The following is a 14,855-nucleotide window of genomic DNA, read 5'->3' as shown; positions in this document are numbered from 1 at the left end:
CTCAGGTCCAGCCATCGCGGCGCCTCATGAACGACCTGGCTGCGCGTGCAATGTCCTTGTTCGACGACTACGTCGAACTGCCGGCGAGCGAACGCGAACGCAAACTGGACGAACTCGCCGCGCGCGAACCGGCGCTGCACGACGCCTTGCGCGCGCTGCTCGACGCCGATGCGCAGGCCAACGATCACCTGCTCGATCGCTCGCCGGCCGACCTGCTGGCCGACAAACACCGCGACACCGCGCAGACCGCGGCCGAGCAGGACGAACGCGCCGACGCCCGCATCGGCACCCGCCTGGGCCCATGGCGGATCGACCGGGTAATCGGCCACGGCGGCATGGGCACGGTCTACCAAGCCCATCGCGACGACGGCGAATACCAACAGCGCGTCGCGCTCAAATGCATCCGCACCGAGCTGGCCACGCCGCAGCTGCAGGCCGCGTTCCGCGACGAACGCAATCTGCTCGCGCGGCTGGACCATGCCGGCATCGCCGCGCTGGTCGACGGCGGCGTCGGCGAGGACGGCCAGCCCTGGTTCGCGATGCGTTTCGTCGACGGCATTGCGCTGGATGCGTGGTGCGACCATCGCCGCGCCAGTGTGCGCGAACGCGTCGGCCTGCTGATCCAGGTCTGTGAAGCGCTGGCTTATGCGCATGCGCAGGGCATCGTGCATCGCGACATCAAGCCGTCCAATCTGCTGGTGAGCGACGACGGCCGCGTGCAACTGGTCGACTTCGGCATCTCCTCGCATTTCGCCGCGCAGGGCGTCACCCCGCGCGAGCAGATCGCGATCACCCCCGACTACGCCGCGCCGGAAGCGCGCGAATACGGCGCGCACGGCCCGGCCACCGACTTGTACGCGCTAGGCGTGCTCACCTATCGCCTGCTGTGCGCGCAATGGCCGGCGCCGCTGCACAGCCTGCGCAATCTCATCCCGATCGCCGCCTCCGGCGAACCGGTGCCGATGGACCGCCTGCTCGACGATCGCAACGGCAACGCCGATGCGGCCGACGACAGCGCCGACTTCATCGCCCGCCAACGCGGCGCTGCCGATGCGGCCGCGTTGCGCAGGCAACTGGCCGGCGACCTGTCGGCGATCGCGCTCAAGGCGGTGGCGACGCGGCCGCAGGATCGTTATTCCAGCGCCAGCGAATTCGCCAGCGACCTGCGACGCTGGTGCGAGCACCGGCCGGTCAGCGTCAATCCCGGCAGCCGTTGGTCGCGCGCGCGCAAATGGCAGCGCCGCAATCCCGGCGCGGTGGCGATCGGCGCGGGCCTGTTGCTGGTGCTGGTCCTCGGCCTGAGCGTGACGCTGTGGCAGCAACGACGCGCCCAGCGCGAAGCGGCGGCCACCGCCGCGGTCAGCCAGTTGTTCGCCTCCACCCTGGGCACCGCCACCCTGTCCGGACTGAGCACCACCGCGTTTTCGTCGAAAGCGCTGCTGGACCAGACCGAGCGCGAACTGCGCCAGCTGCCGCTGCGCGATCAGCCCCGATTGCTGGCGCGCGGCCTGGCGACGCTGGCGCGCAGCTACACCCTCACCGGCGACTATCCGCATGCCAATCGCCTGACCGACGAGGCCCAGCGCGTGCTCGACCGCGCCGGCGAAAACGATGCCTTCGTGACCAGCGCGCGGGTGTCGATCCTCAACCTCAGCAACCGCTACCGCGAAGCCGGCGCGCTGGTCGCGAAACAGCTCCAAGCGCTCGGCGACCGCGACGACGAACCGACCCGGCTGACCCGCATCGCCTACACCACCGAGTTGGCCAGGGCGCAATGGGGCATGGGCCGCACCGAGGAAGCCACGCGCACGGCGAATGCGCTGGTCGAGCAGACCCGCGCACTGGGGAGCGAACATCAGGAAATCGTCGCCCAGGTGCTGATGCTGCGCGCCGGTTTCCTCAACCGATTGCTGCGCTCCGAGCAGGCCGAAGCCGACACTCGCCGGGCGATCGCGCTGGTGCGGACATCCAATCCCATATTGGCCGACGACGGACTGGTCGCCCTGATCAACCTGGTCTCGCGGCGCGGTTCGCCCGAGGTGTTGCCGCTCGCGCAGGAACTGCTGCGCAATCGCCGCAATACCCTGGGCGAATCGCATCCGAAAACCGCGCAGGCGAAGTTGCGACTGGCGCTGGCGCGTTACCCGAGCATTTCCAACGACGACGTGTCCAAGGCCCTGGCCGTGCTCAAGGCCAGCTACGGCAGCGACAATCCGGCCTACGCCATGGCCTTGAGCGCCGGCGCCTGGGCGGCCGCCCCCGATCCGACTGAAAGGATCGTCCTGTTGCGACAGGCCCTGGCGACCCTGCAACGCACGATGGGGCCGCACGCCGAACCGACCATGACGGCCCAATTCATCCTCGGAAAGGAACTGATGTATCTGCCCGAGGACGCGCGCACCGAGGCGGAATTCGCCGAAGGCGTAGCGCTGGTGCGGCAGGCGGTGGACGGACGAAGCAAAAGCGGCATTCCGTCGGTGCTTGAGCGCAACGATCTGATCGGCGGCCTGCTGGCCCATGGCGACGCTCGCCAATTGGCGCTGGTGCAAACCCTGGTGGACAACAATCGCGGCGACGCGCTGCGCTACTACAGCCCCGACGACTACCAGGTGAAGTATCTGGAATACGCCGCCGACTGGCTGCTCTACCGTCAAGGCCATTACGCTCAGGCCGATCGCAATTTCGCCCGACGCATCGAGGCCAGCAGCGAGTTCATGCGCACGGCGCATCCTGGCCAATCCAGCTTCGAACTGCTGCGCAGCAGCTTTCTGAGCCAATCGCTGCTGTTTCGCGCGCTCTACGCTTATCAGCAGTGCGACAACGCACAGACGGAAGTCTTTCTGCAACAAGCCGTCAGCTTCAGCCGACGCGCCTTGGGCGCCGATAGCCCGGCGGCCAAAAGCGCGACCGCCAATCTGGAGCAGCTGCGCAGGCACGGCCGGATGATCGATAGCGCCGGCTCGACCGGATTACCGCCCGAAGAACTCGAACGCTTCAACCGACAGGTGCAGCAGACATGCCGATCGCATCGCTCGCGCTAGCTCCGACCGGCCCGGTTTCGACCGGCTCTGATTCGATCGGCCCATGCCGCCGAGGCCACGGCCATGCGCGCAGTCATCGGCAGACACGACGGGAGCGCGCATGAACGACCCGGTCGCGCGCGCACTTGTCCTGTTCGACGATTACGTCGACCTGCCCGCAGCCGAGCGCAAACGCGCCCTGGCCGCGCTGGCCGCGCGCGAACCCGAACTGCACGCCGCGCTGTGCGCCTTGCTCGACGCCGACGCACGCCACGACGACGACCACCTGCTCGACCGTTCGCCGGCGCAGGTTCTGGCCGGCAAACGCGGCGACGCCGACGAATCCGAGGCCGAGCAGGACGAACGCGCCGACGTCCGCCTCGGCACCCGTCTGGGGCCGTGGCGGATCGATCGGGTGATCGGCCACGGCGGCATGGGCACGGTCTATGAAGCCCATCGCGACGACGGCGAATATCAGCAACGCGTCGCGCTCAAATGCATCCGCACCGAACTGGCCACGCCGCAGCTGCAGGCCGCCTTCCGCGACGAACGCAATCTGCTCGCGCGCCTGGACCATGCCGGCATCGCCGCGCTGGTCGACGGCGGTGTCGACGAGGACGGGCACCCCTGGTTCGCGATGCGCTTCGTCGACGGCATCGCCCTGGATGCGTGGTGCGACCACCGCCGCGCCAGCGTGCGCGAACGCGTCGGCCTGCTGATCCAGGTCTGCGAAGCGCTGGCGTATGCGCATGCGCAAGGCATCGTGCATCGCGATATCAAGCCGTCCAATCTGCTGGTGACCCAGGACGGCCGCGTGCAGTTGGTCGACTTCGGCATCTCCTCCTATTTCACCGCGCAAGAGGCCGCGCCGCGCGAGCAGATCGCGATCACCCCCGACTATGCCGCGCCGGAAGCGCGCGAGTACGGCGCGCACGGCCCGGCCACCGATCTGTACGCGCTGGGCGTGCTCACTTATCGCCTGCTGTGCGCGCAATGGCCGGCGCCGCTGCACAGCCTGCGCAATCTGATCCCGATCGCCGCGTCCGGCGAACCGGTGCCGATGGACCGATTGCTCGACGCCCGCGACAACGCCACCGATGCGACCGGCGACAGCGCCGACCTCATCGCCCGCCAACGCGGCGCAGCCGACGCGAGCGCGCTGCGCAGGCAACTGGCCGGCGACCTGAGCGCGATCGCGCTCAAGGCGGTGGCGACGCGGCCGCAGGACCGCTATCCCAGCGTCAACGAATTCGCCGACGACCTGCGACGCTGGTGCGAGCACCGTCCGGTCAGCGTCAACCCCGGCCATTGGCTGTCGCGCGCGCGCAAATGGCATCGGCGCAGCCCGGCCGCGGCGCTGCTCGCCGCCGCGCTGGTGCTGGCCCTGTGCGCGACGCTGGGCGTGTCGCTGTGGCAGCAAAGCCGCGCGGCGCGCGAAGCCCAGGCGACCCATACGGTCGGCAACCTGTTCGCCACCACGCTCGGCACCGCGACCCTATCCGGACTGGGCAGCTCGCGGTTTTCCTCGCGCACCTTGCTGGAAAAGACCGAACACGAATTGCAGCGCCTGCCGCTGGACGAGCAACCCGGCCTGCACGCGCGCAGTCTGGCGACCCTGGCGCGCGGCTACGCGATCATCGGCGACTACCGCAATGCCGAGCGTCTGGCCGTGCAGGCGCAGCGGGTGCTGGGTTCGGCCGAGGACGAATACAGTTTCGTGGCCGCCACCCGGGTGGCGATGCTCAACACCCAGAACCACCATGCCCAGGCCGAGCGCAGCGCGCGCGAGCAACTCGAGCGCCTGGGCGAGCGCGAGGACCGGCCCGCGCAACTGGCGCGGGTGACCTTCGGCGCCGAACTCGCCAAGGCGCAATGGAACATGGGCGACACCCTGACCGCGCTGGACACCGCGGATAAATTATTGCGCCGCACCCGCGATCTGCGCCCGGTCGATACCGATCTGCTGGCGCAAGTCCTGATCCTGCGCGCGGGATTTCTCACCCGCCTGTTCCGCTTCGCCGCGGCCGAAGCCGATACGCGCGAAGCCATCGCGCTGATACGCCGGACCAATCCGGTGCTCGCCGACGACGCGCTGGAACTGCTGGTCTGGATTCACGGCCGCCGGCGCAGCCCGATCGAGCATGCGCTGGCGCAGCAACTTCTGCGCGGACGCGAGGCCAGCCTGGGCCCGACCCATCCGGTCACCGCGCGCGCCCGCGTGCTGCTCGCGCTGAGCGAATACCCACGCGCGGATTCGCCGCAGAAGATCAAACAGGCGCTCGACGCGATCACCGCGGCCTACGGCCGCGAGCATCCGGACTACGGCTGGGCGCTGTCGGTGTCCTCGTGGGCGATCGCGCGCGATCCGCGCGAGAACGTGCGCCTGCTTCGCGAAGCCGTCGCCATCCTCGAACGCAACCAGGGCCCGCTCGGGCCGCTCGCGCTCAGCGCCAAGGGCAATCTGGGCAAGGACCTGCTGCAACTGCCCGACGCCTATCGCACCGCGGCCGATATCGCCGAGGGCATCGCCCTGCTGGAAAAAATCATCGACGACAAACGCAGGATCGGCGTGCCCGCGCCGGGCGACCGGATCAATCTGATCCAGGCGCTGCTGCGCTACGGCGGCGAGGCGCAGTTGGATCAGGCCGCGCGCCTGATCGAGGAAAGCACCGCCGATGCCCGCCTGTACTACGCGAAAGGCGATATCCCGCCCGCGCAGGCGGAGTTCTACCGCAACGTCCTGCGGTTCCGGCGCGACGACCAGCCCCAGGCCGACCGCGGATTCGCCGAGCTGGCGCAAGCCGAGTTGGCGCGCACCGGCGCGGGCGCGGCGGATCAGGCGAAGTACGACCGCAATCGCCGCGCGCATTCGATCATGGCGGCGCAGGCCCTGGTCTATCGCGCCCTGTATGCGCTCCAGACCTGCCGGCGCGAACAAGCCCGATCGCTGCTGGACCAGGCGCAGCAACTCGCCGAGACCGCCTCGCCCGCGGACGCCGGCCTGATCGGCGTGGTGCGCGAGTACCGCGAACAGACCCGACGGAATTTGCCGCTCGACGCCCTCGCGCCGAACCTGTTCGCGAATCACCTGTCGATCGAGCAGACCAACCGCCGCGCGCAGGCCTGCGCGGCCGGGTCGGGCTGAGCGGGCCGCGGCCGCGGCGCGCGAGTGGAGCGGCCGCGAGCCATAGGGCAAAAGGCACTGGTCAGCCGTCGCGGCCCGACTCAGGATCGTCGGTCGGGCCGCCCCAGTCTCGTCGTCGCGGCCATGCACGTCCTCGCCGCTTCCCGGAGAAAACGCAATGCGTAGCCTGCGTCTGCTGTCGTTGTCCGCCTGTGTCGCCGCCGCGCTCGCCGCCGGCTGCAAGTCCGAAACCGCGCCGCCCGCCGCGTCGGCCGATCCCGCGCCGGCCGCCGCCGCGCAGCCGGCCGGCGCGCAATGGGACGCCGCCGTCGACGGCTTCCTGCAAGGTTTCTTCGAACACTTCCCGGTCGCCGGCGCCAATGCCGGCAAGCACGAATTCGACGGCCGCCTGCCCGATTACTCGCCCGAAGGCCTGCAGCGCAACATCCAGTGGCTGCACCAGCAGCGCGATGCAATCAACGCCTTCGGCGACGATCGCCTGACCGCGCCGCAGCGTTACCAGCGCGACTACGTGCGCGCGGTGATCGACGGCCAGTTGTTCTGGCTGGAGGACTCCGGCTTCGCCAGCAAGAACCCGGCTTTCTACGCCAGCGACCTGTCGCCGAGCATGTACCTGACCCGCCCGTACGCGCCGCTGCCGCAGCGCATGGCCGCGTTCGTGAGCTATCAGGACAACCTGCCCAAGGCCGCCGAGCAGATCCGCGCCAATCTCAAGGGCCCGCTGCCGGCGAGCTACATCGACCTGGGCACGATGGTGTTCGGCGGCTTCGCCGAATTCTTCAAGAACGACGTGCCCAAGGCCTTCGCCGAGGTCAAGGACGAAGCGCTGCAGGCGCGGTTCAAGGCCTCCAACGCCAAGGCGATCGAGGCCATGCAGGGCTTGTCGGACTATCTGGCCGCGCAGAAGCCGCAGGCGACCCAGGACTTCGCCCTGGGCGCGGAAAAATTCTCGAAGATGCTCAAGGCCACCGAGGGCGTGGACCTGCCGCTGGATCAGCTCAAGGCCGCCGGCGAAGCCGACCTGGAACGCAACCTGGCCGCGTTGAAATCCGCCTGCGACCAATACGCCAAGGGCCGGCCGATCGTCGAATGCATCGAAAAGGCCAACGCCGACAAGCCCAAGGGCGGCGCGGTCGAAGGCGCGCGCGAGCAACTGGCCGGGCTGCGTCAGTTCATCGTCGACAAGGATCTGGTGTCGATCCCCGGCACCGAGCAGGCGCTGGTCGAGGAAGCGCCGCCGTTCAACCGCAACAACTTCGCCTACATCGAAATCCCCGGCCCGTACGAGAAGAACCTGCCCTCGGTCTACTACATCGCCCCGCCCGATCCGAAGTGGCCCAAGGCCGAGCAGGACGCCTACGTGCCGGGCAAGGCCGACTTGTTGTTCACCTCGGCGCATGAAGTCTGGCCGGGGCATTTCCTGCAGTTCCTGCACGCCAACCGTTCGCAGTGGAAGTTCGCCCAGCTGTTCGTCGGTTACGCCTATGCCGAGGGTTGGGCGCATTACACCGAAGAGATGATGTTCGACGCCGGCCTCGACGGCGCCGGCCCGGAAATCCACATCGGCCAGCTGACCAATGCGTTGCTGCGCAACGTGCGTTATCTGTCGGCGATCGGCCTGCACACCGGCGGCATGACCGTCGCGCAGTCCGAGCAGATGTTCAAGGACAAGGCCTTCCAGGACCCGGGCAACGCGCGCCAGCAGGCCGCGCGCGGCACCTACGACCCGGCGTATCTGAACTACACCCTGGGCAAGCTGATGATCATGCAGCTGCGCGAGGACTGGACCGCGGGCCATGGCGGCCGCGGCGGCTGGAAGGCGTTCCACGATCAGTTCCTGAGCTACGGCGGCCCGCCGATTCCGCTGGTATATGGGCAGATGATGAACGTTCCGGCGCAGGCCAAGCTGTGGACGGCGCCCAAGCCGGCCGCGGCGCCCGCGCCGGCGGCAAACACCGCGTTGCCGCCGGCGACCGGTTCGCCGGACAAGGCGGCGCCCAGGAGCGCGATGTGATTCGTACCATTGCGAATTGATTCGCGAACGAAGATTCGCCAAAAAACGGGGCCGTTCGCGGCCCCGTTTTTTTGTGCGCGTGCGGCAGTGACTACCATTCGAACCTGGCTTGGGCTTGGGCTTGGGCTTGGGCTTGGGCTTGGGCTTTGACTCTGACTTGACTCGAGCCTGAAGTCGCGCAGTTCATCCAGCGCTGCGAGGCTAGTAACTCGCGTTAGCAAAAGCACACCCGAAGGGCGGCGTGCAGGATGCACGCCGTGCGCCACCGGGACATGGATGTCCCGTGTGGCGCATGCCCGCGTCAGCCTCGATCTTGCGGGCACTTGATTCACAAAAAGCATTTTTCTTTGGTTACCTTTCTTTTGTTGCTTTAGACAAAAGAAAGTGACCCGCCGCTTCAGCGGCGGAACGCTTTTGATCCTGCTTGCAGCTTTAAAGGCTTCAAAGCTTCAAAGCTTCAAAGCTTCAAAGCTTTGAAGCTTTGAAGCTCTAGAGCTTTTGAAGCCAAAGGCAAGATCAACAGCTTTCGTCCGCAAGCGGCCGAGTTACTTTCTTTTGTCAAAAGCGACAAAAGAAAGGTAACCAAAGAAAAACGCTTTTCTTTGAATCAAGGGCCCGCACGTGCGTTGCTGACGCGGGCATGCGCCACACGAGACATCCTGTCTCGGTGGCGCACGGCGCACATCCATGTGCGCCGCCCTTCGGGTGTGCTTTTGTTCTCGCGAGTTACTAGCGTCGCAGCGCTGGATGAACTGCGCAGCTTCAAGCGAAAGCGGCATGGCCTACCTGTAGGAGCGGCGCAAGCCGCGACCGCGGAAACACAACCACGGCGCAGGTTTCGGCGTCGTCGAACTGGCGCGGTCGCGACTCGCGTCGCTCCTACAGGGGCTGCGATGTCGCTACGTTGCCTCGGGCTTCACGACGTGAATCCATGCGCCCCGCCAACGGCGACGCGGGAAAAAATCAAATACCTCGAAAGACTGCCTGAACAGGCGAACTACCGACACCCACCACAACGCCGCAGCGCAACATCCCCACCCACGATCGCCCCACCTCAGGCGCCCCCCATCCCCTTGGGCAAACCCACCCAACCCGACTAGACTCACCCCCTGTCCCGACGACGCCCACCCGCGTCGCCCACCGCTTCGAACCGAGACCCGTCCCAGATGAAATCCCACGTTGTCGGCGCCCTGATCCTGATCGTCATCGGCACCTTGTTCCTGCTCAACAACCTGGGCTACACCAACCTCAGCCTGACCAAGGTCCTGGTGACCTGGTGGCCGGCGGCGCTGGTCGTGGTCGGCCTGGGCCTGCTGTTCAAGCGCAACTAGCCCCGCGCCGGCCCATGCGCGACCGCATCGACTTCAACTGCGATCTGGGCGAAGGCTGCGGCGACGACGCGGCGATCCTGCCCTACGTCAGTTCGGCCAACATCGCCTGCGGCGGCCACGCCGGCGACGATGCGAGCATGCGCGCGACCCTGCGCCTGTGCCGCCAGCACGGCGTCGCCGCCGGCGCGCATCCAGGCTTCGAGGACCCCGAACATTTCGGCCGCCGCACCCTGCCGCTGAGCCGCGACGAGATCGGCATGCTGATGCTCGGGCAGATGGCGCGGCTGGCCGCGATCGCCGCCGACGAAGGCGTGCGGCTCACTCACGTCAAGCCGCACGGCGCGCTGTACAACCTGGCCGCCGACGACCGCATCGTCGCCGACGCCATCGTCGCTGCGGTCGCGGCGTTCGATCCGAACCTGATCGTGTACGGCCTGGCCCAGTCGCAACTCACCGACGCGGCCGAATCCGCCGGGCTGCGCGTCGCCCACGAAGTGTTCGCCGAACGCGGTTACGCCGCCAACGGCCGCCTGCTGCCGCGCGGACAAGCCGGCGCGGTGATCGAATCGCTGGAGCAGTCGATCCAGCAAGTGCGCGACCTGGTGTTGCACGGCGAAGTCGCCGTCGCCGGCGGCGGAAAGATCGCGCTGCGCGCCGACACCTTGTGCCTGCACGGCGACCGCAGCGATGCGCCGGCGTTCGCGCGCGCGGTGCATGAGGCGCTGCAAGCCGATGGGATACGGATCGCGGCGTTGTGAGGACGCATCGCATCGACGCGTTCGCTGCGCCAGCTCGCAACGGCTTCGATACGGTCCTCCGCGATCCGCCTGCGCGGCGGAATTTGAACCGCATGAAGTCCCGCACATGACACCCACGACCCCGCCACGTTTCTTCGAGGAGGCGATATGAACTATTGGCCATTGATCGGCGTCGCGGCGGTCGTGCTCGGTTTCGCGCTGCGGCTCAATCCGGCGCTGGTGGTGGTCGTGGCCGGCTTCATCACCGGACTGGCCGCGCAACTGTCGCCGCTGGATGTGCTGGAAGTGCTCGGCAAGGCCTATACCGAAAAACGTTTCCTGCTGCTGTTCCTGCTGACCCTGCCGGTGATCGGCCTGCTCGAACGCCACGGCCTGAAGGAGCACGCGCAGCACTGGATCGCGCGATTGCGCGGCGCGACCATGGGCCGGCTGCTGATCGCCTATCTGCTGATGCGCCAGCTCGCTTCGGCGGTCGGCCTGACCAGCCTGGGCGGCCATCCGCAGACCGTGCGTCCGCTGCTCGCGCCGATGGCCGAGGGCGCGGCGCAGACCACTCATGGCGAACTCGACGACGACGAACGCCAGCGCATCCGCGCGATGGCCGCCGGCACCGATAACGTCGGCCTGTTCTTCGGCGAAGACATCTTCATCGCCTTCGGCGCGGTGCTGTTGATCCAGAGCTTCTTCACCGAGCACGGGATCGCGCTCGATCCATGGCATATCGCCTTGTGGGGCATTCCGACCGCGATCTGTGCGTTCGTCATCCACGCCGTGCGCATCCTGCGGTTCGAACGAAAGCTGGCGCGCGATCACCAGGCCGCCGGACACGCGCAAACCGAACCGGCCGACGCGAACGCGGAACCGCCGTCGCCATGATCACCCTGACCTTCGTCTATTGGCTGATGGGCGCGTACTTCGCCGCGCTCGCCTGGCGTGGCCTGCGCGATGCCGCCAACCCGCGCCGCTACACCACCGCGCTGTTCTGGGGCTTGATCGCGCTACTGATGTTCGCCGCCGAACACCTGCCGAACAAAGTCGTCGGCGGCTGCGTGGTGGTGCTCGCGGTGCTCGCCGGTTTCGGCGGGCTCGGCAAGGGCCGCTACGCCGAAACCACCGGCGAGGAGAAACAGGCCGAATCGCTGCGGCTCGGCAATCGCTTGTTCTGGCCCGCGCTGCTGATCCCGGCGGTGACCCTGATCGGCGCGCTGGGATTGAAATATGTATCGATCGGCGAGCAGCCGTTGCTGGAAACCAAGAACATCACCCTGATCGCGCTGACCATCGCCTGCATCGTCGCCTTGGTCGCCGCATGCCGGCTGACCCGGCAGACGCCGTGGAGCGGGGTCGAGCAATCGCGCCGTCTGGTCGATTCGATCGGCTGGGCCGCGTTGCTGCCGCTGCTGCTCGCCGCGCTCGGTAGCGTGTTCGAAGCCGGCGGTGTCGGCCAAGCCGTGGCCGGCGTGGTGCGCGCGGTGATTCCGGTCGACAACGCCTTCGTCGTGGTCATGGCCTACGCGCTGGGCATGGCCTTGTTCGCGGCGATCATGGGCAACGCCTTCGCCGCGTTCCCGGTGATGACCGGCGGCATCGCGCTGCCGTTGCTGGTCCAGCACCACGGCGCCGATGCCGCGCCGCTGGCCGCGATCGGCATGCTCTCGGGCTATTGCGGCTCGCTGATGACGCCGATGGCGGCGAATTTCAACCTGGTGCCGGCGGCCTTGCTGGAGTTGAAGGACCCCTACGGCGTGATCCGCGCGCAATGGCCGACCGGGCTGGTATTGCTGGCCTGCAATGTCGCGCTGATGTACTGGATCGCACTGCGATGAACAAGCCGACCGCTGCCGGATCCGCGGCAACGCGCAAGCGCGCCGCGACCAAGAAAACGACGAAATCGGCCTCGAAACCGACTTCGAGCGCGACCGAATCGACGCGCCGACGCGACGCGCCGCGCACGGTGTTGCTGACCGGCTTCGCGCCGTTCGGCGGCGAGTCGGGCAACCCCAGCTGGGACGCGGTGCGCCTGCTGGACGGCGAAATCATCGCCGGCCATCGCATCGCCACGCGCTGCCTGTCGGTGACCTTCGATCAGTCCTTGCGCGAACTCGACGACGCCATCAGCGCGCTGCGTCCCGCCTTGGTGCTGTGCGTCGGCCAGGCCGGCGGCCGTGCCCAGTTGTCGATCGAGCGCATCGCGATCAACGTCGACGACGCGCGCATTCCCGACAACCTCGGCGCGCAACCGATCGACCGCGCGATCGCCGCCGACGGCCCGGCCGCCTATTTCAGCGACCTGCCGATCAAGGCCATGCTCGCCGCGGTACGCGCGGCCGGCATCCCCGCGGAGATTTCGCAGACCGCCGGCACCTATGTGTGCAATCACGTTTTCTACGGCCTGATGCATCGGCTGCACGAACGCGACGACACCGTCGGCGTGCGCGGCGGCTTCGTGCATATCCCGTATTCGCCGGCGCAGGCCGCGCGCCATCCCGGCGTGGCGAGCCTGGCGATCGAAACGGTCGCGCAAGGCTTGCGCGTGGCGCTGGAAGCCGCGCTGACCACCCACACCGACCGCCGCATCGCCGCCGGCGCCGAACACTGACACCTCGTTTTCGCCCAATCCCGGAGCCCCCCATGCACCGCCTGCTGCTCGCCGCCCTGCTCACCGCCGCCGCCGTCACCGCGCCCGCCCACGCCGGCCTGTTCGACAAGAACCCCGACAAAGTCGCCGACGAAGCCGTGACCCAGCGCCTGCGCGCGGTCACTGTGTGGGTCGACGCCAGCTGGGGCTTCCGCAACCAGGGCGCGGCCAACGCACTCAGCCGCGCGCATCAAGCGTTCACCACACGGGGCTATGACGTGCTCAGCGTGGCGCCGTATATCGAAAACGGCGATCTGCAGGGATTCTTCGTGACGTATCAGAAGCCGCAGGGACGTTGAGGCGGCCGCGCTGCAAGTTGATGGGTCGCGTAAAAGCGAATCCCCCTGCCCTCCCCTTTTCCAAAGGGGGGAACAGCAAAGGCCGCTTGGGCTCATGACTACGCCACGGGACGTTTTGTCGCGTAAGTGAATCTCGCCCCTTTTCCAAGGGGAACAGCAAAAAACCCAGCCGCGCGGTCTTGTGCCGCATTCCATTCGTCACATCCAGCGCTGCGAGGCTTGCAGCTCGCGTTAGCAACAGCACGTCCGTATACGCATGGTTCGCCGTAACCCTGTAGGAGCGGCGCGAGCCGCGACCGCGGGAATGCAGTTGCGATGAAGGTTTCGAGGTTGTCGCAATGACGCGGTCGCGGCTTACGCCGCTCCTACAGGTAGGCCCAGGCTGCTTGAGCTTGAAGCCGCGCAGTCCATCCAGCGCTGCGAAGCCACTGACTCGCGTTAGCAAAAGCACACCCGAAGGGCGGCGTGCAGGATGCACGCCGTGCGTCACCGGGACATGGATGTCCCGTGTGGCGCATGCCTGCGTCTGCACCGATCGCGCGGGCTCTTGATTCACAAAAAAGCATTTTTCTTTGGTTACCTTTCTTTTGTTGCTTTAGACAAAAGAAAGTGACCCGCCGCTTCAGCGGCGGAAGCTTTTGATCCTGCTTCAGGCTTTAAGAGCTTCAGGAGCTTCAGGAGCTTCAGGAGCTTCAGGAGCTTCAGGAGCTTTAGGAGCTTTAGGAGCTTTAGGAGCTTTAGGAGCTTCAAAACCTACGGCTGCGCCGCGGAACATGGGGTCGGGTAAAAGCGAATCCCCCTACCCCCTTTTCCAAAGGGGGGAACAGCAAAAGCCGCGCGTTTGTCCGATGGAACCAGGTAAAGCACTCCGGCCGCTCAGCACGGTCATCGCTCCGCGATGTGCCACGGCGCAATTGCACCATTGCGCAATTGCGTTATCGCCTTATCGCATTGTCTCATCGCCCCAAAAAAGAAAACGCGCCGATGCTCAGCACCGACGCGTCCTCATCCAACAACCAAATCCAACAACCAAACCAAACCACCCGATCAGCGCGCCACCACCACCTTGGTGCCCGCAACATGATCGTGCAAACAACGCCGATCGTCGCGAAAGATCATCAGCACATCGACCAACTGCACCACCGCGCCCAGACAAGGAATCAACCCGATCCCCTGCGCGAACCCATAACGCTTGCCCAGCAACTCGGCCAGACTCGGCTGCAGACCGTCCATGTCGACGATCTTGATCCGCATGACCTTCTTGCCCCAGGTCTGCCCGGTCGCGTTGAGCGGATACGCCTGGATCAGGAACGACACGATGATCCCGATCAAGCCCCACATGAACTGCAGGCCCAAGGTGCTCTCGCCCGTCTGGTAGGCCTGTATCACCTGGTCGATGTAACCGCCGACCAGCATGATCGGCACCATCACCGCGAACATGATCGCCGCGTCGATCAGCGAGGCGACCAGGCGGATGCCGCGGTCGGCCGGCTCGTCGCCGCCGCCGCTGTACTGAAATTCGTTCAAGGCCGATTGCGGCGTCTGATAAGGGTTCTGCTGCGGGTCCATGCCTGCTCCGTACGCGAAAGGGCGACGCTCGCGGCTCCCCGCCGCGACGCACCGTTGAGAAGAGTTGCCGCGAGACGATAT

The 14,855-nt window shown here is 66.9% G+C and carries 10 protein-coding genes; 9 read left to right on the top strand and 1 reads right to left on the bottom strand.

What is annotated here, in order from left to right; translation table 11 throughout:
* Positions 1–26 precede the first annotated feature (26 nt).
* The 9 genes from IEQ11_RS09390 to IEQ11_RS09350 all read left to right on the top strand — a co-directional run bounded on the left by IEQ11_RS09390 (position 27) and on the right by IEQ11_RS09350 (position 13,205).
* Entirely contained in the window at positions 27–3,041 is a 3,015-nt protein-coding gene (locus tag IEQ11_RS09390; protein WP_191823444.1) for a serine/threonine protein kinase, read from the top strand.
* Between the two features lie 100 nt (positions 3,042–3,141).
* Complete coding sequence (locus IEQ11_RS09385) at positions 3,142–6,165, top strand: serine/threonine protein kinase (protein WP_191823443.1); 3,024 nt, start codon at positions 3,142–3,144, stop codon at positions 6,163–6,165.
* Between the two features lie 157 nt (positions 6,166–6,322).
* Entirely contained in the window at positions 6,323–8,179 is a 1,857-nt protein-coding gene (locus IEQ11_RS09380; RefSeq protein WP_191823442.1) for a DUF885 domain-containing protein, read from the top strand.
* 1,166 nt (positions 8,180–9,345) lie between these two features.
* Positions 9,346–9,510, top strand: coding sequence for a LiaI-LiaF-like domain-containing protein (locus IEQ11_RS09375; RefSeq protein ID WP_036115697.1), 165 nt, complete (start codon positions 9,346–9,348; stop codon positions 9,508–9,510).
* 14 nt (positions 9,511–9,524) lie between these two features.
* Positions 9,525–10,268, top strand: a complete 744-nt coding sequence (locus IEQ11_RS09370) for a LamB/YcsF family protein (RefSeq protein ID WP_191823851.1) — start codon at positions 9,525–9,527, stop codon at positions 10,266–10,268.
* 147 nt (positions 10,269–10,415) lie between these two features.
* Positions 10,416–11,144 (top strand): DUF969 domain-containing protein, encoded by a 729-nt coding sequence (locus IEQ11_RS09365; protein WP_191823850.1) that lies wholly within the window; start codon positions 10,416–10,418, stop codon positions 11,142–11,144.
* Entirely contained in the window at positions 11,141–12,094 is a 954-nt protein-coding gene (locus tag IEQ11_RS09360) for a DUF979 domain-containing protein (RefSeq protein ID WP_191823849.1), read from the top strand. The genes IEQ11_RS09365 and IEQ11_RS09360 overlap by 4 nt, the downstream gene beginning before the upstream one ends.
* Complete coding sequence (pcp, locus tag IEQ11_RS09355; protein WP_191823848.1) at positions 12,091–12,867, top strand: pyroglutamyl-peptidase I; 777 nt, start codon at positions 12,091–12,093, stop codon at positions 12,865–12,867. Before IEQ11_RS09360 ends, pcp begins: the two co-directional genes overlap by 4 nt.
* Positions 12,868–12,899: 32 nt before the next feature.
* On the top strand, positions 12,900–13,205 hold the full coding sequence (locus IEQ11_RS09350; RefSeq protein ID WP_051547949.1) for a hypothetical protein: 306 nt from the start codon (positions 12,900–12,902) through the stop codon (positions 13,203–13,205).
* 1,047 nt (positions 13,206–14,252) lie between these two features.
* On the opposite strand, the gene IEQ11_RS09345 is transcribed toward IEQ11_RS09350, so the two are convergent.
* On the bottom strand, positions 14,253–14,774 hold the full coding sequence (locus IEQ11_RS09345) for an RDD family protein (RefSeq protein ID WP_191823847.1): 522 nt from the start codon (positions 14,772–14,774) through the stop codon (positions 14,253–14,255).
* Positions 14,775–14,855: the final 81 nt, after the last annotated feature.

Source organism: Lysobacter capsici (genome assembly GCF_014779555.2).
Classification (GTDB): domain Bacteria; phylum Pseudomonadota; class Gammaproteobacteria; order Xanthomonadales; family Xanthomonadaceae; genus Lysobacter; species Lysobacter capsici.
Note: the sequence above shows the minus strand (reverse complement) of the source record. Positions and strands in the feature narration are given on the sequence as shown.

What these genes read in the sequence shown, in the direction of transcription:
- pcp (WP_191823848.1), top strand. Translation starts at nt 12,091, where the DNA reads ATGAACAAGCCGACCGCTGCCGGATCCGCGGCAACGCGCAAGCGCGCC.
- IEQ11_RS09390 (WP_191823444.1), top strand. Translation starts at nt 27, where the DNA reads ATGAACGACCTGGCTGCGCGTGCAATGTCCTTGTTCGACGACTACGTC.
- IEQ11_RS09385 (WP_191823443.1), top strand. Translation starts at nt 3,142, where the DNA reads ATGAACGACCCGGTCGCGCGCGCACTTGTCCTGTTCGACGATTACGTC.
- IEQ11_RS09350 (WP_051547949.1), top strand. Translation starts at nt 12,900, where the DNA reads ATGCACCGCCTGCTGCTCGCCGCCCTGCTCACCGCCGCCGCCGTCACC.
- IEQ11_RS09380 (WP_191823442.1), top strand. Translation starts at nt 6,323, where the DNA reads ATGCGTAGCCTGCGTCTGCTGTCGTTGTCCGCCTGTGTCGCCGCCGCG.
- IEQ11_RS09345 (WP_191823847.1), bottom strand. Translation starts at nt 14,774, where the DNA reads ATGGACCCGCAGCAGAACCCTTATCAGACGCCGCAATCGGCCTTGAAC.
- IEQ11_RS09360 (WP_191823849.1), top strand. Translation starts at nt 11,141, where the DNA reads ATGATCACCCTGACCTTCGTCTATTGGCTGATGGGCGCGTACTTCGCC.
- IEQ11_RS09375 (WP_036115697.1), top strand. Translation starts at nt 9,346, where the DNA reads ATGAAATCCCACGTTGTCGGCGCCCTGATCCTGATCGTCATCGGCACC.
- IEQ11_RS09365 (WP_191823850.1), top strand. Translation starts at nt 10,416, where the DNA reads ATGAACTATTGGCCATTGATCGGCGTCGCGGCGGTCGTGCTCGGTTTC.
- IEQ11_RS09370 (WP_191823851.1), top strand. Translation starts at nt 9,525, where the DNA reads ATGCGCGACCGCATCGACTTCAACTGCGATCTGGGCGAAGGCTGCGGC.